Source organism: Lysobacter capsici (genome assembly GCF_014779555.2).
GTDB lineage: Bacteria > Pseudomonadota > Gammaproteobacteria > Xanthomonadales > Xanthomonadaceae > Lysobacter > Lysobacter capsici.
The window spans coordinates 3,190,812-3,214,542 of the sequence record NZ_CP094357.1; the positions used below are offsets into that span (position 1 = coordinate 3,190,812).

The 23,731-nt window shown below is 66.8% G+C and carries 18 protein-coding genes; 6 read left to right on the forward strand and 12 right to left on the reverse strand.

The annotated features are described in order from the left end of the window. Window positions 1-247 precede the first annotated feature (247 nt). The 4 genes from IEQ11_RS12895 to IEQ11_RS12910 all read right to left on the reverse strand — a co-directional run bounded on the left by IEQ11_RS12895 (window position 248) and on the right by IEQ11_RS12910 (window position 7,474). The gene (locus IEQ11_RS12895) at window positions 248-844 is read right to left on the reverse strand and encodes a hypothetical protein (RefSeq protein WP_191820686.1); all 597 of its coding nucleotides are present in this window, start codon (window positions 842-844) and stop codon (window positions 248-250) included. Window positions 845-932: 88 nt separating this feature from the next. Continuing rightward, on the reverse strand, window positions 933-6,059 hold the full coding sequence (locus tag IEQ11_RS12900) for an NAD-glutamate dehydrogenase (RefSeq protein WP_191820687.1): 5,127 nt from the start codon (window positions 6,057-6,059) through the stop codon (window positions 933-935). Window positions 6,060-6,118: 59 nt separating this feature from the next. Next, window positions 6,119-6,301, reverse strand: coding sequence for a hypothetical protein (locus tag IEQ11_RS12905; RefSeq protein ID WP_191820688.1), 183 nt, complete (start codon window positions 6,299-6,301; stop codon window positions 6,119-6,121). A gap of 12 nt (window positions 6,302-6,313) precedes the next feature. Next, the gene (locus IEQ11_RS12910) at window positions 6,314-7,474 is read right to left on the reverse strand and encodes an acyl-CoA dehydrogenase family protein (RefSeq protein ID WP_036104126.1); all 1,161 of its coding nucleotides are present in this window, start codon (window positions 7,472-7,474) and stop codon (window positions 6,314-6,316) included. 438 nt (window positions 7,475-7,912) lie between these two features. On the opposite strand from IEQ11_RS12910, the gene IEQ11_RS12915 reads away from it, so the two are divergent. From IEQ11_RS12915 to IEQ11_RS12930, 4 genes are all read left to right on the forward strand, one after another. Then, window positions 7,913-8,875: an ArsR/SmtB family transcription factor gene (locus tag IEQ11_RS12915; protein WP_057921728.1), complete on the forward strand. Its 963-nt coding sequence runs from the start codon at window positions 7,913-7,915 to the stop codon at window positions 8,873-8,875. Window positions 8,876-8,885: 10 nt separating this feature from the next. After that, entirely contained in the window at window positions 8,886-10,007 is a 1,122-nt protein-coding gene (locus IEQ11_RS12920; RefSeq protein ID WP_096414636.1) for a homocysteine S-methyltransferase family protein, read from the forward strand. Between the two features lie 130 nt (window positions 10,008-10,137). Then, window positions 10,138-12,924, forward strand: a complete 2,787-nt coding sequence (metH, locus tag IEQ11_RS12925; protein ID WP_191820689.1) for a methionine synthase — start codon at window positions 10,138-10,140, stop codon at window positions 12,922-12,924. Between the two features lie 70 nt (window positions 12,925-12,994). Further along, a complete protein-coding gene (locus IEQ11_RS12930; RefSeq protein WP_191820690.1) occupies window positions 12,995-13,729 on the forward strand; it encodes a hypothetical protein in 735 nt (244 codons plus the stop codon). A 167-nt stretch (window positions 13,730-13,896) separates the two neighbouring features. Here IEQ11_RS12930 and IEQ11_RS12935 read toward each other — a convergent pair whose 3' ends face one another. From IEQ11_RS12935 to IEQ11_RS12945, 3 genes are all read right to left on the reverse strand, one after another. Then, entirely contained in the window at window positions 13,897-14,730 is an 834-nt protein-coding gene (locus IEQ11_RS12935; protein WP_191820691.1) for a NosD domain-containing protein, read from the reverse strand. 391 nt (window positions 14,731-15,121) lie between these two features. Then, a complete protein-coding gene (locus tag IEQ11_RS12940; RefSeq protein WP_191820692.1) occupies window positions 15,122-15,934 on the reverse strand; it encodes a right-handed parallel beta-helix repeat-containing protein in 813 nt (270 codons plus the stop codon). A gap of 220 nt (window positions 15,935-16,154) precedes the next feature. Continuing rightward, the gene (locus IEQ11_RS12945) at window positions 16,155-16,712 is read right to left on the reverse strand and encodes a TetR/AcrR family transcriptional regulator (protein WP_191820693.1); all 558 of its coding nucleotides are present in this window, start codon (window positions 16,710-16,712) and stop codon (window positions 16,155-16,157) included. Window positions 16,713-16,856: 144 nt separating this feature from the next. On the opposite strand from IEQ11_RS12945, the gene IEQ11_RS12950 reads away from it, so the two are divergent. Both IEQ11_RS12950 and IEQ11_RS12955 read left to right on the forward strand, forming a co-directional pair. Next, the gene (locus IEQ11_RS12950) at window positions 16,857-17,648 is read left to right on the forward strand and encodes an SDR family NAD(P)-dependent oxidoreductase (RefSeq protein ID WP_191820694.1); all 792 of its coding nucleotides are present in this window, start codon (window positions 16,857-16,859) and stop codon (window positions 17,646-17,648) included. A 321-nt stretch (window positions 17,649-17,969) separates the two neighbouring features. Continuing rightward, window positions 17,970-18,848 carry an alpha/beta fold hydrolase gene (locus tag IEQ11_RS12955; protein ID WP_191820695.1) on the forward strand — a complete coding sequence of 293 codons (879 nt, stop codon included), beginning with the start codon at window positions 17,970-17,972 and terminating at the stop codon, window positions 18,846-18,848. Between the two features lie 406 nt (window positions 18,849-19,254). Here IEQ11_RS12955 and IEQ11_RS12960 read toward each other — a convergent pair whose 3' ends face one another. The 5 genes from IEQ11_RS12960 to IEQ11_RS12980 form a co-directional block, all read right to left on the reverse strand. After that, entirely contained in the window at window positions 19,255-19,995 is a 741-nt protein-coding gene (locus IEQ11_RS12960) for a DUF2058 domain-containing protein (RefSeq protein ID WP_191820696.1), read from the reverse strand. A gap of 10 nt (window positions 19,996-20,005) precedes the next feature. Next, window positions 20,006-20,242, reverse strand: coding sequence for a SlyX family protein (locus IEQ11_RS12965; RefSeq protein ID WP_191820697.1), 237 nt, complete (start codon window positions 20,240-20,242; stop codon window positions 20,006-20,008). A 25-nt stretch (window positions 20,243-20,267) separates the two neighbouring features. Further along, on the reverse strand, window positions 20,268-21,614 hold the full coding sequence (locus tag IEQ11_RS12970; RefSeq protein ID WP_057921738.1) for a UDP-glucose dehydrogenase family protein: 1,347 nt from the start codon (window positions 21,612-21,614) through the stop codon (window positions 20,268-20,270). A gap of 152 nt (window positions 21,615-21,766) precedes the next feature. Next, window positions 21,767-22,612: an FKBP-type peptidyl-prolyl cis-trans isomerase gene (locus IEQ11_RS12975; protein WP_222837684.1), complete on the reverse strand. Its 846-nt coding sequence runs from the start codon at window positions 22,610-22,612 to the stop codon at window positions 21,767-21,769. 151 nt (window positions 22,613-22,763) lie between these two features. Continuing rightward, window positions 22,764-23,708, reverse strand: a complete 945-nt coding sequence (locus IEQ11_RS12980) for an FKBP-type peptidyl-prolyl cis-trans isomerase (protein ID WP_057921740.1) — start codon at window positions 23,706-23,708, stop codon at window positions 22,764-22,766. Window positions 23,709-23,731: the final 23 nt, after the last annotated feature.

Below are 23,731 nucleotides of genomic sequence, written 5' to 3' on the forward strand. Positions count from 1 at the left end.
AGGGCGGATGAGGGCTCGCGAAAATGAGCGACGCCGCAAGATATGCAGGATGGCGCGCCCTCACCCAACCCTCTCCCGCTTGCGGGAGAAGGTGCCCGAAGGGCGGATGAGGGGCGCGCGAAACTGAGCGACGCCGCAAGATATGCAGGATGGCGCGCCCTCACCCAACCCTCTCCCGCAAGCGGGAGAGGGCTAAAGCAAGAAGTAGCTGCACACGGGAGAAAACTGGAATTACAGCAAACGTGCTTCACGTCACGCGCTGCATCACCTGAAACGCCGCGCCGCCGCCCCAGACTTCGACCCAGGGTTCGGATTCGTCCAGGGTCCACGCCAGCAGCGCGCGTTCGCGGTTCTGCTCCCAGTCGCCGTCGGGCCACGGGAAATGCCAACCGCCGAGCACGGCGACGATGTCGTCGGCGTACATCGGGCAATGGGCTTGCCAGTGGACGAGGTAGGCGTCGTCGGCGTCGCCGTCGTCGAACGCATCCGGTGGCGGCAACGAAGGAGATGGGTGGGCGTACAACGGCTCGCCCTCAAGCGGAGCATCGGCCCGCGGCAAGCGCGCCTGCGGATCGTGGACGGCGAATCCCGATTCGCCGTCTTCCTCGTCGGTGTAGATGCTCAGCACGCCGCTGTCCGGGCCGAGGCCTTCGGGCAGGAACCGGCAATCGATGCTGAGCCAGTGGCGGTGATTCGCGTCGGGCGCGGTGACCACGCCGGGCCCACCCCACCATGCGGCGAATTTCTCGCCATCGCGCTTGAGCAATACGCTGGCGCGGGCCAACGCGTCGGCTTGCGCGATCAGCGCCGACACGGTCGGCGCGGAATCGTCGGATCTAGCCATGTTCATCGTTCCTTGATGAAAGAATTCCGTGATGTAGAGAAAAACCGACCGGCCGCGGGAGCGCCAAGCGGCGCCCCCGCGGGACGGCTTAGCCGCGCGCGGCCAACTGCGACAGACGCTGCACCGCGACCGAGGCGGTCGGATAGTCCAGGGTCTTCTGCGCCGCCAGTTCGGTCAGCATCGCCAGGGTGAAACGCAGCGACTGATCGTCGCGTCCCAGCCATGCCTGCACCTTCGCGTCGGCGTTGGCGCCCGGCATCTTCAGCACCTGGCCGACCAGGATGCGCTGCTGGGTCGACAGTTCCTCGCGCAGCACGCCGCGCGCCACCGCATGCCAGCGGCCGTCGACGGTCAGCGCGTCGATCTGCTCCTGCAGCCACGGCAGACGCAGCGCTTCGCCGAGGCGGAAGTGGACCTTGGCCACGTCGACCGGCTTGAGCTTGCGCTCGCGCGCCAGTTCGATGATGTCGCAGCTCGGTTCCAGGTACGGCAGCGCGGCCAGCTGCGCGGCCAGCGATTCGGGCACGCCCTTGGCCTTCCAGTCGGCGAACGCGGCATCGTGGGCCGGGCGTTCGCCGTCGCCGAGGATGCCGACGCCGGCGCGGATGTTCTTGAAGCCGTCGTGGTAGCGGTCGACCGCGGTGGTGATGTCGGGGATCGCGCCCGGACGCGACAGCAGCCAGCGGGTGAACGAACGCTGCAGCGTCCAGATCACCTGCAGGGCGTCGATCTGGGTCGACTCGGCGACCTTGCCGTCGAGCGCGTCGATCTGCGCCCACAGCTCGCGCGCGTCCAGCGTCTCGCGGGTGATGGTGAAGGCCTTGGCGACTTCGCCCGGGGTGCGGCCGCTGTCTTCCTGCATGCGCAGCAGGAAGGTCGCGCCCATCCGGTTGATGGTCGAGTTGGTCACCGCGGTGGCGATGATTTCGCGCTTCAGGCGGTGGTTTTCCATCGCCTTGGCGTACTTGGCCTGCAGCGGCTGCGGGAAGTAGCGCACCAGTTCCTTCGACAGGTACGGGTCTTCCGGCACGTCGGAATCGAGCATCTGCTGGAACGCGACCAGCTTGGAGTACGACAGCAGCACCGACAGTTCCGGGCGGGTCAGGCCCTGGCCGCGCGCCTTGCGCTCGGCGATCTCGGCATCGCTCGGCAGGAACTCGATCTGGCGATCGAGCAGGCCCTGCGATTCCAGCGTGCGGATGAAATGCAGCTTGGAACCCAGGCGCGACAGGCTCATCCGCTCCATCAGGCTGATCGCCTGGTTCTGGCGGTAGTTGTCGTTGAGCACGAGGTCGGCGACCTCGTCGGTCATCGACGCCAGCAGCTTGTTGCGCTCGGGCAGGGTCAACTTCTTCGCCTGGACCTGACCGTTGAGCAGGATCTTGATGTTGACCTCGTGGTCGGAGGTGTCCACGCCGGCGGAGTTGTCGATGAAGTCGGTGTTGAGCAGCACGCCGTGCTGCGCGGCCTCGATGCGGCCGAGCTGGGTCAGGCCCAGGTTGCCGCCCTCGCCCACCATCTTGCAGCGCAGGTCGCCGCCGTTGACGCGCAGCGCGTTGTTGGCGCGGTCGCCGACATCGCTGTTGCTCTCGCTGCTGGCCTTGACGTAGGTGCCGATGCCGCCGTTCCACAGCAGATCGACCGGCGCCTTGAGGATCGCGCTCATCAGCTCGACCGGGCTCATCGCGGTGGCGTTGCCCTCGATGCCGAGCGCGGCCTTGATTTCCGGCGACAGCGGGATCGACTTGGCCGAACGCGGGTACACGCCGCCGCCCTTGCTGATCAACGCCTTGTCGTAGTCGTCCCAGCTCGAGCGCGGCAGCTTGAACATGCGCGCGCGTTCCTTGAACGTCCTGGCCGCGTCCGGATTCGGATCGAGGAAGATGTGGCGGTGGTCGAACGCGGCCAGCAGGCGGATGTGCTCGCTCAGCAGCATGCCGTTGCCGAACACGTCGCCGGACATGTCGCCGATGCCGACCGTGGTGAAGTCCTGGGTCTGGCTGTCGCGGCCGAGCGAACGGAAGTGGCGCTTGACCGACTCCCACGCGCCCTTGGCGGTGATGCCCATGCCCTTGTGGTCGTAACCGACCGAACCGCCAGAAGCGAAGGCGTCGTCGAGCCAGAACTTGTGCTCGGCGGCGATGCCGTTGGCGATGTCGGAGAAGGTCGCGGTGCCCTTGTCGGCGGCGACGACCAAGTAAGGGTCGTCATTGTCGTGGCGCACGACATTGGCCGGCGGAACGATCTTGCCGCCGACGATGTTGTCGGTGATGTCGAGCAAGCCGTTGATGAACATCTTGTAGCAGGCGATGCCCTCGGCCAGGACCGCGTCGCGGTCGCCGCCGATCGGCGGGCGCTTGGCGAAGAAGCCTCCCTTCGAGCCGACCGGCACGATCACGGTGTTCTTGACCATCTGCGCCTTGACCAGACCCAGCACCTCGGTGCGGAAGTCCTCGCGGCGATCGGACCAGCGCAGACCGCCGCGCGCGACCGGACCGAAGCGCAGATGCACGCCTTCCACGCGCGGGCCGTAGACGAAGATTTCGCGGTACGGACGCGGCTTGGGCAGGTCCGGCACGTTGGCCGAATCGAACTTGTAGCTCACATAGCCGCGCTCGGAACCGTCGGCGGTGGTCTGGTAGTAGCTGGTGCGCAAGGTGGCGTTGATCACGCCGATGAAGCTGCGCAGGATGCGGTCTTCGTCGAGGCTTGAGACGCGGTCGAGCAGCGCCTTGATCGCTTCGACCGTGGCCTGGGCCTGCTGTTCGCGCTTGCCGCTGCGCGCGTCGATGACCGGCTTGAGCGTGGTCATGACCGCGGCGTCGCCGCCGGACAAGGTGTCGAACTGCTGGACCAAGCGTTCCTGGCCGGCCTTGATCTCGTCCTTGCTCTCGCTGCCGGTGCACGGGTCGAAGCGGGCTTCGAACAGTTCCACCAGCAAGCGCGCCAGCAGCGGATAGCGGCTGAAGGTTTCCTCGACGTAGCTCTGCGAGAACGGCACGCCGACCTGCAGCAGATACTTGCAGTACGCGCGCAGCATCGCGACCTGACGCCAGGAAAGGTTGGCGGTCAGGATCAGGCGGTTGAAGCCGTCGTTCTCGGCATTGCCGCGCCAGATCTGGGCGAAGGCTTCCTCGAAGTTTTCGTCCAGGCGATCGACGTCGATGTCGTTGTTGGCGGTCTCGACCTCGAAGTCCTGGATGTAGACCGGCTGGTTGTCGACATTCAGGCGATAGGGATGCTCGGAGATCACCCGCAGGCCCATGTTCTCCATCATCGGCAGCGCGTCCGACAACGGGATGTCGTCGAGCTGGCGGTAGAACTTGAAGCGCAGCCCGCCCTCGCCGCTGCGCGTGCGGCACAGGCTCAGGCGCAGGTCGTCGGGGCCGCTCAGGGCGGCGACGTGGGCGATGTCCTGCGCGGCGACGGCGGCGGAGACTTCTTCGATGTAACCGGCCGGCAAGGCGCGGCCGTAGCGGTTGGCCAGGGCCAGGCCCTGCTGCTCGCCGTTGTTGCGCACCAGCGCTTCGCGCAGGTCGTCCTGGCGGTTGCGCACGATCTCGGCCAGTTCGGCCTCGATCGCGGCGTTGTCGATCTGACGGCCGCCGTTGTGGACCGCATCGCCGGCCTTCGGCCGCACGATCAGATGCAGCTGCGCCAGCGGCGATTCGCCGATGTGCACGGTGGTGTCGATGTGCTCGCCGTGCAGCTGCTCCTTCAACATCGCTTCCACGCGCAGGCGCACGTCGGTGTTGAAGCGCTCGCGCGGGATGTAGACCAGGCCCGAGTAATAGCGGCCGTAGCGGTCCTGGCGCAGGAACAGCTTGCTGCGTACGCGCTCCTGCAGGCCGAGGATGCCCGAGGTGGTCTTGAGCAGTTCTTCTTCGCTGGACTGGAACAGCTCGTCGCGCGGCAGGGTTTCCAGCACATGGCGCAGGGCCTTGCCGCTGTGGCTGTCGGGGCCGAGGCCGGACTGCTGCATCACATAGGCATGGCGCTGACGCACCAGCGGGATGTCCCACGGACGGCGGTTGTAGGCGCTGGAGGTGTACAGGCCGAGGAAGCGCTTCTCGCCGGTCGGACGGCCCTGGGCGTCGAAGCTCAGCACGCCGATGTAGTCCATGTAGCCGGGGCGATGCACGGTGGAACGCGCATTGGTCTTGGTCAGGATCAGCGCATCGACCGAACCGGACTGCGGCATGTAATGCGCCGCCAGCGAGGTCAGCAGGCGCGGCTTGCCGACTTCCTTGCCGCGCAGCAGGCCCAGGCCGCTGTCCTTGACCGCGCGCAGCACCTCGTTGCCGCCGAGCTTGACGACTTCGTACTCGCGATAGCCCAGGAAGGTGAAGTGGTTGTCGGCGGCCCAGTGCAGGAACGCCTGCGCCTCGCGCTTGCCGTCTTCGTCGATCGGCAGGTTTTCGCTGGGCAGATCGTCGGCGACCTCGTTCATCTTGTCGCGCATCTGCGCCCAGTCGCGCACGATCGCGCGCACATCGGCGAGCACGGTTTCCAGCGCCTGCTTGACCGCGGCGGCCGATTCCGGAGTCTGCCGGTCGATTTCCAGGTGCATCAGCGATTCGGCCACGCCCTGCCCGACCGCCAGCAGCTTGCCGGACTTGTCGCGCTGGAACGTCACCACCGGATGGCCGAGCACGTGCACGCCGATGCCCTGATCGGCCAGCGCCATGGTCACCGAGTCGACCAGGAACGGCATGTCGTCGTTGGCGATCTGCAGCACGGTGTGCGGCGATTCCCAGCCATGAGACTTCAGCGTGGGGTTGAACAACCGCACCAGCGCAGAGCCCTGCTTGCGATCGCGCGCGTAATCCAGAAAGTCCACCGCCAACGCCGCCCAGCCATCGGGCTGATGCTGCGGCAGTTCATCCCCGCTCATGCGCTTGTAGAACGCATGCGCGAACGCCTCGGCCTCGGCATGGCGCGCCTTGGGCAGGCGCTTGCGCATCGCCGCGACGATCGGCTCGAGGCTTACCGCCTGGCTGTCGACCGGCGGCGCGGACTGACCGCTGTCGAGCGCGGCCTTGCCGGGCGTGGCCTTCTTGACGCTGGCCGACTTGCTGACGGGCGCGGCCTTGTCCGCGGCGGGTTTGGCCGAGGTTTTCTTGGCCGGGGCTTGCTTGGCCGATGCCGACTTCGTCGCCGGTTTGGCGGCGGCGCGTTTGGCGGGTTCGGGCTTGGAAGCTTTTTTAATGCTCATGGGGATGTCGAGATCCGGATGGAATGAGGCCCACGCTTTCGCGCGGGCCAAGAGAGTGGTTATTGCTTGGAGGTCGAACCTTGCAAGGCGGCAACGACGCCGGCGCCGTAATCGAGCGACGCGCCCACCCGGGCCCGCGCGCTCACGCGCGGGCCGGCCTGCATGGCGCGGATCGAAACGCGCAAGCCCTTGCCGCCGTCCTCAGGACCGGCGGTAGGCCTAGACGAACCGAAACGTTTCATCGTCGGTGGTTTTCAGCGCAGACCGGTTTCGTTGCGGGCGATGACCAGACGCTGGATCTCGCTGGTGCCTTCGTAGATTTCGGTGATCTTGGCGTCGCGGAAATAACGCTCCAGCGGCATTTCCTTGGAATAGCCCATGCCGCCGTGGATCTGCACGGCCTGATGGGCGATCCACATCGCCGCTTCCGACGCGGTGAGCTTGGCGATCGCCGCCTCGTTGCTGAAACGCCCGCCGTTCTTCTCGGTCTGGCCCTTCTGCCAGGCCGCGCGCAAGGTCAGCAGCAGGGCCGCGTCGAGCTTGCACTTCATGTCGGCGATCTTGGCCTGGGTCATCTGGAACGCGCCGATCGGCTGGCCGAAGGCCTTGCGCTCGCGCACGTAGCTCAGCGTGGCCTCATACGCCGCGCGACCGATACCGATGGCCTGCGAAGCGATACCGATGCGGCCGGCGTCGAGCACGCCCATGGCGATCTTGAAGCCGTGGCCTTCCTCGCCGAGCACGTCCTCGGCGGCGGCGACGTAGTTTTCGAATTCGATCTCGCAGGTCGCCGAGGCGCGGATGCCGAGCTTGGGCTCGGTCTTGCCGCGGTGGAAACCGGGCTTGGCGGTGTCGATCATGAACGCGGTGATGCCGCGCGCGCCCTTGTCCGGGTCGGTCATCGCGAACAGCACGATGTACTTGGCGACCGGGCCGGAGGTGATCCAGCTCTTCTTGCCGTTGATCACGAAGGTGCCGTCGGCCTGCTTGACCGCCTTGCAGCGCATCGCGGTGGCGTCGGAGCCCGACTGCGGCTCGGTCAGCGCGAACGCGCCGATTTCGCGGCCTTCGGCGATCGCGCGCACGTACAGCTGCTTCTGTGCCTCGGTGCCGAACTTGAGAATGCCGTTGCAGAACAGCGAATTGTTCACCGACACGATGGTCGAGTGGGCCGCGTCGCCGGCGGCGATTTCGACCATCGCCAGCACGTAGGAGATCGGGTCCATGCCGGCGCCGCCGTACTCGGCCGGCACCTCGATGCCCATCAGGCCGTTCTCGCCGAGGGTGCGGATGTTCTCGAGCGGGAACTCGCCGGTGCGATCGTGGTGCTCGGCGCTGGGAGCAATCTTTTCCTGGGCGATACGGCGCGCCACGTCCTGGATCATCAACTGCTCTTCGGTAAAGCCAAAATCCACGTCGGCACCTCTCGGGTCTTGATTGCTGTGGTGATTGCCATCGCAGCCCGATCGAACGGCGCCGTCGCCTCACTGGCGCGTTGCGGCCGATCCGACCCTGGCTCATGGTCCGCGCGTCCATTCGGTTGAACCGCGAACGCGAATTGTAGCCGCGCGCGCCGAATAACCCCACCCATCGGCCTGCCCCGATCTGGCGTTCGGCCGGCGCGCTTTCAGTCCGCTTTTAGACGTCGTCCGGGTCGTCCCGGCTTTTGTTGCGACGCGTCATGACTTGACCTGGGGGGCTTCGGATACCACACTTATCGCTATATCGCGATACGTTGATGGAACAGCGGGGATCGGGAACGGAAAATCGGGAATCGGCTGCAAGCCGCCGTCGCCGACGCCGTTTACCGATTCCCCATTCCCGACGCCCCATTCCCGTTCAAGGCACCCCGCATGGATCTCGAAGGCTGGTCATCCCGTCTCAAAGTGTTCGCCGACGCCACCCGCGTGCGTCTGCTGACCCTGCTCGAGCGCGAGGAGCTGACCGTGGCCGAGCTGTCGGCGATCACCCGCCTGGCCCAGCCGCGCGTGTCGACCCATCTGTCCAAGCTCAAGGAAGCAGGGCTGGTGCGCGACCGCCGCGCCGGCGTGTCGGCCTATTACCGCTTCGACGAGGGCGCGCTCGATCAGGCCCAGCGTGCCTTGTGGCAGACCCTGAGCACCGGCAGTGACGATCCGCTGCTGCGTCAGGACGCCGAACGGGTGACCGCGGTGCTGGCGATGCGTGCCTCCGACCAGAACTGGGCCGATTCGGTGGCCGGCGACATGGAGCGCCACTACTCGCCCGGCCGCACCTGGGAAGCGCTGGCCCGCTCGGCGGTGCCGCTGCTGCAGCCCGGCGACGTGCTCGACATCGCCTCCGGCGACGGCGTGCTGGCCGAGCTGCTGGCGCCGCACTCCAACCGTTATGTGTGCCTGGACGCCAGCACCAAGGTGGTCGCGGCCGCGTCCGAGCGCCTGCGCAAGCTCAAGAACGTGGAAGTGCGCGAGGGCGACATGCACGCGCTGCCGTTCGCCGCCGACAGCTTCGATCTGGTCGTGCTGATGCACGCGCTGACCTATGCCGAACAACCGGCGCAGGCGGTGATCGAGGCAGCGCGGGTGCTGCGTCCCGGCGGCCGCCTGCTGCTGACCAGTCTGGCCCGGCACGAACACCGCGGCGCGGTCGAAGCCTTCGGCCACGTCAACCTGGGTTTCGCCGAAAAGGACCTGCAGAAATTCGCCGGCAAGGCCGGGTTCGAGATCGTCAGCTGCGAGACGGTCACCCGCGAACGCCGGCCGCCGCATTTCGAAGTGATCGCGTTGATGGCGCGCAAGCCCGGCGGCGAGCCGGTGCGCAAGCCCGGCAAGAAGTGAGGAGACCGATATGAAGCAGTTACCGTGGATCAACCCTGAGCGCGCGCATGCGCTCGAGCGTGGATTGGCGCAACGGATCTTGGTCATGGACGGCGCGATGGGCACGATGATCCAGCAGTTCACGCTGGAAGAGGCCGACTACCGCGGCGAACGCTTCGCCGAAGGCTTCGACCGGCTGTACGCGCCGCAGGACGAACACGGCGCGCACGTGCATGGCGAGGGCTGCGGCTGCGCGCGCGACCAGCGCGGCAACAACGACCTGCTGACCCTGACCCGGCCCGACATCATCCGCGGCATCCACGCCGATTATCTGGCCGCCGGCGCCGACCTGATCGAGACCAACACCTTCAACTCGACCACGATCTCGCTGTCGGACTACGGCCTGGAGCATCTGGCGCGCGAACTCAACCTAGAAGGCGCGCGCCTGGCGCGCCAGGCCTGCGACGAAGCCGAAGCGCGCGATGCGGCCGCCGGCAAGGACAAGCCGCGCTACGTGATCGGCGTGCTCGGTCCGACCAGCCGCACCGCATCCTTGAGCCCGGACGTGAACCGCCCCGGCTACCGCGCGATCACCTTCGACGAACTGCGCATCGCCTACCGCGAAGCCACCGACGGACTGATCGACGGCGGCGCCGACGTGATCATGGTCGAGACCATCTTCGACACGCTCAACGCCAAGGCCGCATTGTTCGCGGTCGAGGAAGCCTTCGATGCGCGCGGCGCGCGGCTGCCGGTGATGATCTCCGGCACGATCACCGACGCCTCTGGCCGAACCTTGTCGGGCCAGACCGCCGAGGCGTTCTGGTACTCGGTGCGCCACAACCAGCCGGTCGCGATCGGCCTGAACTGCGCACTCGGCGCCAAGGACCTGCGCGTGCACATCGACGTGCTGGCGCAGATCGCCGACGCCTACGTCAGCACCCACCCCAACGCCGGCCTGCCCAACGCGTTCGGCGGTTACGACGAAACCCCCGAGGACATGGCCGCGGTGCTCGGCGAATTCGCCCGCGCCGGCCTGCTCAACCTGGTCGGCGGCTGCTGCGGGACGACGCCGGCGCATATCGCCGCGATCGTGGCGGCGGTCGAAGGGGTGGAGCCGCGGCAGCCGTTGCAGTTGGTCGATGCGGCCTGACCGCAAGGCGCGAGGAAAGAGTGGGCAGGAGTGAGGAACGAGCGAAAGCGCGCCTCGCCTTAGTCACTTCTCACTCCTCTCCACTGTTTTTTCCACCGGCAATCCCGATCAAGGCAAAAAACTCCCCCGCATGACCGCCACCCTGCCCCGTCAAACCCGACTCAGCGGCCTCGAACCGCTGCAGATCACCCCGCAAAGCAACTTCGTCAACGTCGGCGAGCGCACCAACGTCACCGGCAGCGCGCAGTTCAAGAAGCTGATCCTGGAAGGCCGCTATGACGAGGCCATCGTGGTCGCGCGCCAGCAGGTCGAGAACGGCGCGCAGGTGCTCGACGTCAACATGGACGAAGGCATGCTCGATTCCGAGCTGGCCATGGTCACCTACCTCAACCTGATCGCGGCCGAGCCCGATATCGCCCGCATCCCGGTGATGGTCGACAGCTCCAAGTGGTCGGTGATCGAGGCCGGGCTCAAGTGCCTGCAGGGCAAGGGCATCGTCAATTCGATCTCGATGAAGGAAGGCGAAGCCGAGTTCCTGCGCCAGGCCCGGCTGGTGCGACGCTACGGCGCGGCCGTGGTGGTCATGGCCTTCGACGAGGTCGGCCAGGCCGACAGCATCGACCGCAAGGTCGAGATCTGCTCGCGCGCCTACAAGCTGCTGACCGAGGAGATCGGTTTTCCGCCCGAGGACATCATCTTCGACCCCAACGTGTTCGCGATCGCCACCGGCATCGAGGAGCACAACAACTACGCGGTCGATTTCATCGAGGCCACGCGCGAGCTCAAGCGGCGCTTTCCGTACAGCCATATCTCCGGCGGCGTGTCGAACGTGTCGTTCTCGTTCCGCGGCAACGAGCTGGTGCGCCAGGCGATCCACGTGGTGTTCCTGTATCACGCGATCAAGGCCGGCATGGACATGGGCATCGTCAACGCCGGCGGCCTGCCGTTGTACGACGATCTGGATCCGGACCTGCGCGAACGGGTCGAGGACGTGGTGCTCAACCGCCGCAGCGACGGCACCGAACGCTTGCTCGACATCGCCGACCGCTTCAAGGGCAAGAAAGGCGAGAAAAAGGTCGAGGACCTGCGCTGGCGCGACAAGCCGGTACGCGACCGCTTGAGCCATGCGCTGGTCCATGGCATCGACCAGTGGATCGAGGAGGACACCGAAGCGGCGCGCATCGAATCGACCCGCCCGCTCGACGTGATCGAAGGTCCGCTGATGTCGGGCATGAACGTGGTAGGCGACCTGTTCGGCGCCGGCAAGATGTTCCTGCCGCAGGTGGTCAAGTCGGCGCGGGTGATGAAGAAGGCGGTCGCCTACCTGCTGCCGTACATCGAAGCCGAGAAGCTGCGCACCGGCGATGTCGGCAAGTCCAACGGCAAGATCGTCATGGCCACGGTCAAGGGCGACGTACACGACATCGGCAAGAACATCGTCGGCGTGGTCCTGGCCTGCAATAACTTCGACGTGATCGACCTGGGCGTGATGGTGCCGGCGCAGACGATCCTCGATCGCGCCCGCGCCGAAAACGCCGACCTGATCGGCCTGTCGGGCCTGATCACGCCGTCTCTGGAGGAAATGAGCCACGTCGCCCGCGAGATGCAGCGCCAGGGCTTCACCATGCCGCTGCTGATCGGCGGCGCGACCACCTCGCGCGCGCACACCGCGCTGAAGATCGACCCGCATTACAAATCGCCGACGATCTGGGTCAAGGACGCCTCGCGCGCGGTCGGCGTGGCCCAGTCGCTGATCTCGATCGACCTGCGCGAGCCCTTCGTCGCCGCCAACGCCTCCGACTACGCCGAGATCCGCGAACGCCACAAGAACCGCGGCGACGGCAAGCGCCTGGTGTCGCTGGAAAAGGCGCGCGGCCAGCGCTACGACGGCGGTTGGGACGAGTACGTTCCGCCCGCGCCGAAACAACCGGGCCTGCACGTGTTCGACGATTACCCGCTGGACGAACTGGTCGAGTACATCGACTGGACGCCCTTCTTCAACACCTGGGAACTGGCCGGCCGTTACCCGGCGATCCTCAGCGACGAAATCGTCGGCAAGCAGGCCACCGAGCTGTACCGCGATGCGCGCCGGATGCTCAAGCAGTTGGTCGAGGAGAAGTGGATCAAGGCCAAGGCGGTGTTCGGGCTGTGGCCCGCCAACTCGATCGGCGACGATGTCGAAGTCGACATGAACCTCCCTCTCCCGCTCGCGGGAGAGGACCGGGGTGAGGGCCAGCACGCAGCGACTGGCGTGTCCCCATCCCAGCCTTCCCCCGCAAGCGGGGGAAGGAGCGAAGCGGTGCGCCTGCACTTCCTCAGACAACAAGCCGACAAACCCGCCGACCGCCCCGACTTCTGCCTGGCCGACTTCATCGCGCCGAAGGAATCGGGCCGGCAGGACTGGATCGGCGGCTTCGCGGTCACCGCCGGCATCGGCATCGAGCCGCATGTCGCGCGCTTCGAGGCCGATCACGACGACTACAACTCGATCATGGTCAAGGCGCTGGCCGACCGCCTGGCCGAAGCGCTGGCCGAGCGCCTGCATCAGCGCGTGCGCAAGGAGTTCTGGGGCTACGCCGACGACGAAACCCTCAACAACGATGCGCTGATCGACGAAGGCTACCGCGGCATCCGCCCCGCGCCGGGCTATCCGGCCTGCCCCGAACACAGCGAGAAGACCACGCTGTTCCAGATGCTCGACGCCACCCGCCACACCAGCCTGGAGCTGACCGAAAGCTTCGCGATGTACCCGGCCGCGGCGGTCTCGGGCTATTACTTCAGCCATCCGGGCAGCCAGTACTTCGTGGTCGGCCGGGTCAACAAGGAACAGGTCGAGGACTACGCCCGGCGCAAGGGCGTCAGCCTGATCCAGGCCGAACGGTGGCTGGCCTCGAATCTGGATTACGATCCCGAGTGAGCGCGCCGGGGCCCTGCCCCGATGCGCCGATCCGATCCGACCCAGCACCGAGCCGAACGAGTACGCAAGGATGAGCGACGAAATCCTGTTGTCCGCCGATGTCGAAGAGCAGGCCGAATCGGCCGACGCCTTCGGCAATGCCGCCTTTATCGAGAAACACGCCGGCCCCGGCCGGATCGGCCTGTGCGGCGGCCGCGACTGGATCAACAAGCTGATCCGCAAGGCGCAGTCGCCGTTGACCGTGGACGGCCACCGCAGCCTGTGGTCGCACGCCTTCATGTTCAGCGAGCGCCGCATCGACGGGCGCTGGTGGGTGATCGAGTCCGACCTGGACATGCGCTACAAGCAGATCCGCCTGGGCGTGCAGGAGAACCGGGTCGAGCGCTATTACGACGCCGAGGCGTTCCCGAACATCGCGATCCTGGATTTCGGCCTGGACGACGAGCAACTGCGCAAGGTCCAGATCGCCGGGCTGGACCTGCTGTCGGGGCTGTCGAGTTATTCGATCAGCGAACTGGTCGGCACCTTGATGGCGATGCACAGCCGCCGCCTGCGCAAGCGCAGCAACCTGCTGGCCAAGGAAGGCGCGCTGTACTGCTCGGCATTGGTCCAGCATTGCTATGCCGCGGCCGGCATCGAGTTCCTGCCCGGCGTGCCGGGCAAGAACATCGCGCCGCACGACATCGACGAATCGCCGCTGCCGCATCGCACCCATCGCATCATCCGCGACCTGGGCGTGTCGACGGTGCGCGAACTGGCGCACAGCGCGCGCGCCATGTTGCCGGCGTCGCTCGGCGGCGACTGAAACCGCGCGGCGGATCGATCGTCGTCGCAGCCTCCGCGCGTGGTGACGAACGTCGATCGACGACAGCGTCGGCGCGCGCATCGCCCCGTGCATCCGCACCGGCCAAGAAACTCCGCCGGCGCGATGGCCGGCGGAGCGTCAACACCCTGGTAAAGCCAGCGACCGACTTACGGAGCCGGCGGCAACGGCTGTTCGACGTTGTAACGGGTGACCGCGCACTCGGAAAAACCCGAGTGGATCGTGTTGATGAACACGTTCTCCACGCAGGTCGCCCCGCTCGCGCCGCTGAGACCGAACATCACGTTCTGCTGACGCGACATGATGGTGTTGTGGACCACGCGCGCGCGCGGCGACTGTTCCAGACGGATCATGCGATCGACCGCGGCCGGATCCAGGAACTGGTTGTTGGTGATCTGCACGTCCGGCGAGTCCACCAGTTCCAGGCCGACCGGCCCGCGGTGGCCGGCGACGACGTTGTTGCTGATCACCGCGCGGCCCAGGCCGATCACGCGCAGCGCCGGGGCCCAGCTGGACGAGGGATCGTTGGGGTTCGGGTAGCCGATCACCCGGTTGCCGACGATGCGGGTCGGTTCGGCGAACGGATCGTTGTTGTTGATGCCGTGGACCATGATCGCGACATCTTGCGCACGCACCACGGTGTTGTTGAGCAACTGCGCATTGGACTGCACGTTCATGTCGATGCCGATCGGAAAACCGTCGACTCGGCAATTGCGCACGATGACCTTGTCGCCGGAGTTGATCCGGATGCCGGTCGGGCCGCCGCCGTTGGGACTGGGATTGATGATGGAGCGGGTACGGCAATCGAGTTCGATGTCCGGGCCGCTGATCTCGATGGGAAGGCTGCGATTGGCGCTCAGGCAGTACTTGCCCGGGCCATAGATCGATATTTGCTGCGACGGGACGATGGTGTCGCAGGCGAACGCGGAGGTGCTGAGCATCAGGCCGGTCAGGGCCAGGCCTGTAATCGGGAGCAGTCGCATGAAGTTCCTTTTCCTTGAAGGGTGTGACGGATGAGCGCAGTGCGCGAGGTGATGAATCGATCAGTCGCCTCGCTGTGCTGCGCCGACGATTGTATCGACATTGCATCTCAGTCATCGCGACGAAGCGCCGATCGCTTCTGACTCTGTCGCCTGCACGTTCATCGCAAACGACGACGCCCCGCTGTTTCGAAGGAAGCATCTTGAAGGTGCATATCGGCACGTTATCGACGGCGATTGGCGCGAACGATTCGTCCTAGTTCTCGACGAGGCGCCGATCGCGTCTGACCCAATCACCTGCACGTTCACCGCAAACGACGCCGCCCCGCTGTTTCGAAGGCGGCGTCTTTGAGATGCATGCCGGCACGTTATCGATGACTATCGCCGCAAAAAATCAATCGCCGTTGTTGATCTGATCGACGTTGTGACGCGTCACCGCGCAGCCTTCCAGGCCCGAGTGCACGGCATTGATCAGGATGTTCTCGATGCAGGTCGCCTCGCTGGCGCCGCTCAGGCCGTGGGCGTTGACGCCGCGACGCAGCATCACGGTGTTGTGGACCATGCGCGCGCGCGGCGAGAAAATCAGCTCGACGCCGACCGATCCGCCTTCGTTCAAGTCGAGCAACTGATTGCCGGTCAACTGCGCATCCGGGGACCGGTCCAGTTGCAACGCGGCATGGCCCATGAAACCGGCGACCACGTTGTTGGTCAGCACCGCGCGCGGCGAATGCCAGATGCCGATGGCCTGCTCGGCGCCGTTTTGCGAACCGTAGAACAACACCCTATTGCCGATCACGCGCAAGCCGTCGCCTTCGGGACGGTCGCTGCCGTAGGCGGTGATCGCCGGCCCTTCGGGGATGAAGGTGTTGTTGAGGATCTGCACGTTGAGGAACTGTTCGGCGAGCACGCTGAACTGCCAGCCCTCGAAGCGGCAATTGCGCACGGTGAGGTTGTCGCCGCGCAGCAGCACGCCGGTGCCGAATCCGGGCGAATTGGACGGGCGCGACAGCGTGCGGCCGCGGCAGTCGAGCTCGACGTTGTCGGCGCGCACCTCGATCGGCGCGCTGCGGTTGGCGGCCAGGCAGTAGGTGCCGGCCGCATCGATCGAACGGACCTCCGGCGACAACACGGTGTCGCAGGCGGCGTGGGCGGTGTGGCTGAGCAGCAGGCCGGTCAATGCCAGGCCCGCGAACGGAAGAATGCGCATGAATTCCCTCTCTGAGTGGATGTCCTTGTGGCGTGCGTCGCCGCCAAGCCGCATCGATCGGTCCGATCGGCAAACCGCTACGCACGCGGCCGCACTTTAGCCGCAACCGATCTCATCCGCGGCGATGGCGGTGGGTTCGATGCGCGAACAAGCGGCGCGTTCGCTGACGCGCATGTCATCCGGTTTCGCGACGAGGTGGCGTACGTCGAAGGGCCGATGCTTAGCCCGCGCTCGCCGAGGTGCTTCCGTCGATCCAGGCCCGGGTCTGCGCCAGCACTTCCTCCGACAGCGCCGGGTCGTCGCTGAGCCGCGCCAGGATCACCGCGCCGACCATCGCCGACCAGGCGCCGATCGCCTGGCGCCTGCGGGTGGCTTCATCCGGCGCGGATTCCATCCGGGTCATGTGCTGCAGATGCTGGCGCAAGCCCTCGGTCATCGCCTGTCGCGCCCGCGGCGACTGGCGAATCGTGTCGGCGCCGAGCGCGGCGGTCGGGCAACCGCCGGCGAGGTCGCCGCAGTGATGCGGCGACAGGTAGAAATCCACGAACGGCCGCAGTTCGTCGCCGACCTGGGCCTGGCTCAGCACATGGCCCAGGGTCTGCGCGATCAGGTCGTCTTTGGACTGGAAGTGGCCGTAGAACGCGCCGTGGGTGAGGCCGGCGGCCTTCATCACCTCGGCCACCGTGACCGCCTCGAACCCGCGCGCACGGAACAGCCTGCCGGCCTCGTCGAGGATCCTGCGCCGGTTCTCGCCCACCTGTTCGCGACTGACCTTCATCCCGTTCTCCTGCTGATTGCGGCCGATCCGACGACCCGACGGACGGGGCCTGATCGTCCTTGACATGTTACATGACGATCATCATGATAACTTAAACATGATGATCATCATGTAACAGTCCCCCAACACCCAACGAGGTTCACCGTGACTACCCCGCTTCCCACCGTCCTCATTACCGGCGCTTCCAGCGGCATCGGCGCCGTCTACGCCGACCGTTTCGCCCGCCGCGGCCACGATCTGGTCCTGGCGGCGCGCGACCTGTCCCGCCTGGACGCCCTCGCCGAACGCCTGCGCGCCGATTACGGCGTCAAGGCCGAGGTGCTGCAGGCCGATCTCGCCGACCCGGTCCAACTGGCGCGGGTCGAGGCGGTGCTGCGCGACGACCCGCGCATCGGCGTGCTGGTCAACAACGCCGGCGCCACCCTGCCCGGCAACTTCCTGGATCAGTCGCCCGACCAGGTCGCGCAGCTGATCGCGCTCAACGTCACCGCGCCCGCGCGGCTGGCCGCGGCGATCGCGCCGCGCTTGGCCGCCGCCGGCCAGGGCGCGATCGTGAACCTCGCCTCCGTGGTCGGGCTCGCGCCGGAATTCGGCATGAGCGTGTACGGCGCAACCAAGGCCTTCATGCACTACCTGAGCCAGTCGCTGCAGGTCGAGCTCGGACCCAAGGGCGTGTACGTGCAGGCGGTCTTGCCGGCGGCCACGCGCACCGAGATCTGGGAGCGGTCGGGCCGCGACGTGGAGCAAATTCCCGGGGTCATGGAAGTCGGCGATCTGGTCGATGCCGCCTTGGCCGGGTACGACCGGCGTGAGAAGGTGACGATTCCGCCGCTGCACGACGCGGCGCTGTGGGACACGCTGGAAAGCTCGCGGCAGGCGCTGCTTCCGCATTTCGGCCAGTCGCAGCCGGCGCCGCGGTATCGCGAGGCGGCTTGAGGTTTTGTCGTGGTGAGCGCGACGCGGGTTCGATGGGCCTGCGTCGTAGTTTGTGATTCGCGGTCGCGGCTCGCGCCGCTCCTACAGGGGGCGGCCGGGCATCCACGAAGTCCGACTGTAGGAGCTGCGTAAGCTGCGACCGCGGGGCAGCCGATCGCCGCGTCACTTACTGCAACTGGCACAGCGGCGACCGACCACGCGCTTGCAACGACGCCACTTCGCCCTGACACCCAGCGGCCACTACCGGCTACCGCACAACTGTACGCAATGGTATGGTTCTGCCACCTCATTGCCAGCGGCCAGTTGCGGCCCCTCGCCCGCATGCACGATCTGCTGCTGTTCTCCCACGCCAACGGCTTTCCGGCGCCCGTCTACGGGGTGATGCTGGACGCGCTCGCGTCGCGGTTCCGGATCGAGCGGCCGGCGCGCATCGGCCACGACCCGCGCTACCCGGTCAGCCTGGACTGGCCGCATCTGGTCGACGAACTCGCGGCGCGGGTCGAAGCGGCCAGCGGCGACGCGCGCCGGATCTGGCTGGTCGGGCATTCCCTCGGCGGCTACCTGAGCCTGCTGGCCGCGCACCGGCTGTCGGGCTCGGCGCTGGCCTCGCGCCTGGCCGGCGTGGTCATGCTCGACTCGCCCTTGATCGCCGGCTGGCGCGCGCGCCTGGTCTCGCTCGGCCGCCGCACCGGCCTGGACAATCTGGTGATGCCCACGCGCGCGACCTTGCAGCGGCGCAAGCACTGGCCCGACACCGACGCGGTGCGCAGCCACTTCCTGGCCAAGCCGGCGTTCGCGCGTTGGGATTCGCGCGTGCTCGAAGCCTACGTCGAGCACGGCACCCGCCGCGCCGACGACGGCGCGCGCGAGCTCGCGTTCGAGCGCGAGATCGAATACCAGATCTATCGCAGCCTGCCGACCACCTCGTTGAGCGGGCTGACCCCGAAGCTGCGGATTCCGGTCGGTTTCCTCGCCGGCACCCGTTCGCGCGAACTGCGCAATGCCGGCACCGCCGCGACCCGGCGACTGGTCGGTTCGCGCTGGGCCTGGATCGAGGGCAGCCATCTGTTTCCGATGGAGCGGCCGCTGGAAACCGCGCAGGCGGTGGCGGCGATGATTGATCGGATTATTGGGCCGGCGCAGGGAGATGTGGCGGCGGACGCTGCGGTTGTGTCGCGGTCGCGGGCGGTTGGGGCTTAGTCTTAGTCGTTGATTCGCGGGGGTGGAGCGAATCCCCGCGCCGTTGGCTCATCAGCTTCGTTCAAATACGCCAGGCGCGTGCCCCCTCTACAAAGTGGGCAATGGGTTGCGGCGGCTTCGGTGCGACAGCGGCAACGCGTTGCGACTTGAGGCTTCGCGCCTGCCGTCGTGGCCCGTTGAATAGCGGCCTGGCGATAGCCGAAGTCCACTTCGCGCAAGCACTGGACAGCTACCGCTTCTGTTCAACGCGAGCGCTGCGTGGCCGCGACGAATCAACCTTGTGGAAAATCGGCAGCCCACTTTGTAGAGGGGGCGGCGCCCGGCGCAGCCCCTTTATCGGGTCGAACCTCAGCGCGGGGATTCGCTGTTGCTGTTGCTTTCGCAACAACAACCTCCCCTATCCCACTCACCAGACCAGATCGTCCGGCACCTGATACTGCGGATCGGCGTACGGATCGTCCTCGGCCGGCGCGTTCGGGTCGACCTTCAACGCCACCGCCTGCGGGAAGATCTCTTCGGCCTGCGCCAGCAAGGCCGCCGTCACCAGCACATAGCGGCCTTCGAGCTGCAGCACGCCCAGTTCGCCGGCGTTGAGCTGCTTGAGCTGCTCGGCGTTGACGTAGACCCGCTTGATCTTGCCGCCATACGGAAAATGCCGGGCGATTTCGGCATCGGCCTGGTTCAGGCCCTGGCCCTTGACCAGTTCGGTGAGCTTGGCCCGCGCTTCGCGGCGCAGGCGCGCCTCTTCCTGCTTGGCCTGCTCGGCGGCGATGCGTTCGTCTTTCTCGCGCTGGGCGCGGATCGCGTACGCCTTGGCCAGATCGATGTCCTCGCGCGTGCGCGGCTTGCCCGGCGCGCCCGGACGCGGACCGCGCTGGTCGGGCCTGCGGCCTTCGCCGGGCCTGGACGCCGGTCGCGCCTGATCGCCTCGCGCGCCGTCGGGCCGCGCGCCGGGCGGTTTGCCGGAACGCTGCTCGCCGGGCTTGCGCGCGCCGTCGTGGCGCGGGCCGGGTTTGTTGTTGCCGCGCGCGGCGTCGGCCCGGTCAGGGCCGCCACGGCGGTCGTCGCCCTTGCGCTCGCTGCGCTCGGGCTTGGGCGCGGGCTTGAAGCCCAGGCCCAACAGTTGATCGCGAAGTGTGTCGCTCATTGCTCGGTGTTCAGTAGTGCGGCGGGGGTGGTTCGCTGCCGACATCGCCGGTCAACGGGCTGGCGGCCATCGCGGCGCGCAGGTGCTTGATCTCTTCCAGCGCACGGAACAGCAGCAAGGTGTTGCGTGCTTCCTCGCTGCGCGCGGCGGCGAGCGCATCGCTCAATTCGCCCAGCGCATGCTCTTGGAACGCGAGGCGCGTCTCCAGATCGACCAGGCGCTGTTCAAGTTCGGAGCTCACGGGCATTGCATCCATCGGCGGCGAAGACGGCTCATGCGCCGTCGATCAGGATCGAGCGGCCGCGGCCGATGCCGTAATAGGCCAGGTCCGCCGCTTCGACTTCGTCGGGATGGTACAGGTTGCGTCCGTCGAAGATCACGCCGTCGGCCAGAGCCTGGCGGACGCGGACGAAATCCGGGCTGCGGAACTGCTTCCACTCGGTCACCACCACCAGCGCGTCGGCGTCGGCCAGCGCGGCGCGGGCCGAGTCGCACAGGACCAGGTCCTCGCGCTCGCCGAAGATGCGATGCGCTTCCTCGTTGGCTTCCGGATCGTAGGCGCGCACGCGCGCGCCGGCCTGCCACAGCTGGGCCAGCAAGGTGCGGCTGGACGCTTCGCGCATGTCGTCGGTATTGGGCTTGAACGCCAGCCCCCACACCGCGAAGGTCTTGCCCGCGATCGGCCCGCCGTAATGGCGCTGGATCAGTTCGAACAAATGGCCCTTCTGGTTGTCGTTGACCGTTTCCACCGCGTCGAGCAGGTGCGCGTCGTAACCGTGCTGCTGCGCGGTGCGCGACAACGCCTGCACGTCCTTGGGGAAACAAGAGCCGCCGTAACCGGCGCCCGGGTAGATGAAGTGCCAGCCGATGCGCGGGTCCGAGCCGATGCCCTGGCGGACCATCTCGATATCGGCGCCGACTTTCTCGGCGATGTTGGCGATCTCGTTCATGAAACTGATCTTGGTCGCCAGCATGGCGTTGGCGGCGTACTTGGTCAGTTCGGCCGAGCGCAGGTCCATGACCACGATGCGCTCGTGATTGCGGTTGAACGGCGCGTACAGGCGCTTGAGCTTTTCCACCGCGAGCGGATTGGCCGCGCCGATCACGATGCGGTCCGGCCGCATGCAGTCGGCGACCGCATCGCCTTCCTTGAGGAATTCGGGGTTGGAGGCGACATCGAAAGCGACATCCACGCCGCGCGCCGCCAGTTCGCGGGCGATGGTCGCCTCGACCTGGTCGGCGGTACCGACCGGCACGGTCGACTTGTTCACGACGACGACCGGGCGTTCGATATGCCGGCCGATGGTCGACGCCACCGACAGCACGTACTTGAGATCGGCGCTGCCGCTTTCGTCGGGCGGCGTGCCGACCGCGATGAAGATCAGATCGGCGTGGCCGATCGCGGCGGCCGCGTCGGTGGTGAAGTGCAGACGGCCGGCGGCGTGGTTCGCCTTGACCATCGGCTCCAGGCCGGGCTCGTAGATCGGAATCACGCCGCGCGTGAGGCCCTCGACCTTGGCCGCGTCGATATCGACGCAGACCACGTCGTGGCCGACATCGGCCAGGCAGGTCCCGGTGACCAGGCCGACATAACCGGTGCCGAAGATGGTGACGCGCATGCGTTGGTTCTCGTTCTAGGTGAAGCGAACAGCGGGAATCGACCGCGGAAATGAAACAGGGAACAGGGAATGGAACGATCCCGCGCGCTGGCGCGTGAACCGTCCATTCCCCGTTCCCATCGGTGCTGTCGGCTTAGGCCCGCTTCATTGCGTCAATGCTTGTGGCCGTCGCCCATCGCGGCCGATTCCGCGCCGCCCGCAGCGCCCGGACCGCCGGCGTCGCCCTTGACGATGTCGAGCAGTTCCACGTCGAACACCAAGGTCGCGTTCGGGCCGATCGGGCCGCCCGGGGTACCCTGCTCGCCGTAGCCGAGCTTGCTCGGGATCCACAGCTTGAACTTGCTGCCGACCGGCATCAGCGCGATGCCTTCCTGCCAGCCCGGGACCACCGCGCCGAGCGGGAACACCGCCGGTTCGTTGCGATCGTAGGAGCTGTCGAAGGTCTTGCCGTCGAGCAAGGTGCCCTTGTAATGCACGCGCACGGTGTCGCTGACCTTGGGCTTGGCGCCCTTGCCTTCGGTGAGGATCTGGTACTGCAGGCCCGAGGCGGTGGTCACCACGCCCGGCTTCTTGCCGTTGGCGGCGAGGAACTTCTCACCGTCGGCCAGGTTGGTCTTGGCCAGCGCGACCATCTTTTCCATCTGCTTGGTGCGGACCTTTTCCTGCAGGCGCTGACGGATCTGCTGGGCTTCCTCGTCGGTCAACAGGGCCTTGTCGCCCTTGATGTTGGCCTGCATGGCCTTCTGCAGCACGGCCAGGTCCAGATCGTCCTTGAGCAGTTCCAGCGAACGGCCCATGTCCATGCCGATCAGGTAGCTGTCTTGTTCCTTCTCGGTCTTCATGCCGCCGAGCACCTTGACCTCGCTCTTGCCGTCGGCGGACTTCTCGCCGGGCTTGGCCTCGGCCGCCTTGTCGCCGGCCGGCTTGCCGGCCTTGTCGCAACCCGACGCGAACAGCGCCATCGAGGCGACCGCGAACGCGAGGGCGGTGTTACGCATGAAAGGCTTCATCAAACTGCACTCCTGAAAGACTGAATATCCGGAAGGTGGGAAACCGCGCCGGCTGCACACGTTGCCGGCCGGCAACTGAACGCTACGCGTCTGCGCGCGTCCGCCGCCGCTCCCGGCCGCGACCCGCGCAGCGGGAGGATTACAGGATGTCGAGCAACTCGACCTCGAAGGTCAACGTCGCGTTCGGACCGATGCTCGGCGGCGCGCCGTTCGCGCCGTAGGCCAGTTCGGCCGGAATCCAGAACTTGAACTTGCTGCCGACCGGCATCATCGCCAGGCCTTCCTGCCAGCCCTGGATCACGCCGTTGACCGGGAATTCGGCCGGCTGGCCGCGATCGTAGGAGCTGTCGAAAGTCTTGCCGTCGAGCAAGGTGCCCTTGTAGTTCACGCTGACCTTGTCGGTCGGCTTGGGACGCTCGCCCGAGCCCTGGCGCAGGATCATGTATTGCAGGCCCGAGCCGGTCACGAACACGCCCTTGACCTTCTTGTTCTCGGCCAGGAACGCCGCGCCGTCCTTGAGGTTCTTCTCGCCGGCCGCGGCCGCTTCGGCCTTGGCCTTGGACTGCATGCGCTCGCTGAAATTGGTCAGCAGGGTGCGCGCCTCGCCCTCGGCCAGCAGCGGCTTGCCGCCGCCCAGCGAGGTGCGCACGGCCTGCACCAGCACCGGCACTTCGATTTCGGTTTTGATCTGCTGCAGCGCCGGGCCGACCATGAAGGTGCCGATCAGCAGGCCAACCTTGCCCTTGTCGACCGCCGGCGGCTGCGAGCCCGGCGCGGCGCCCGCGGCCGGCTTGCCGTCGCGCGCGGCGATGCGCGCGCGCAGGGCGGTGTCGACGGTGCGCGCTTCGTCCTGGGTGATCAGCGGCTTGCCGCCGTCGAAGACGTTCTTGACCGCGCGTTCGAACGCGGCGGTGTCCAGGTCCGGGCCGACCGGCTTGAGCGAGGACGCCACGTCCAGGCCGATGGCATAGCTGATTTTTTCACGGTCGTTGGCGAGCACGGACTTGTCCTGGGCAGAGGCGGCGCCGCTCACGAGCGCTGCAGTAGTGATCAACACGGCTGCGCCGCGCACGAAAGCCTTCATCGGGGTAGAGCTCCTTAAGTTGC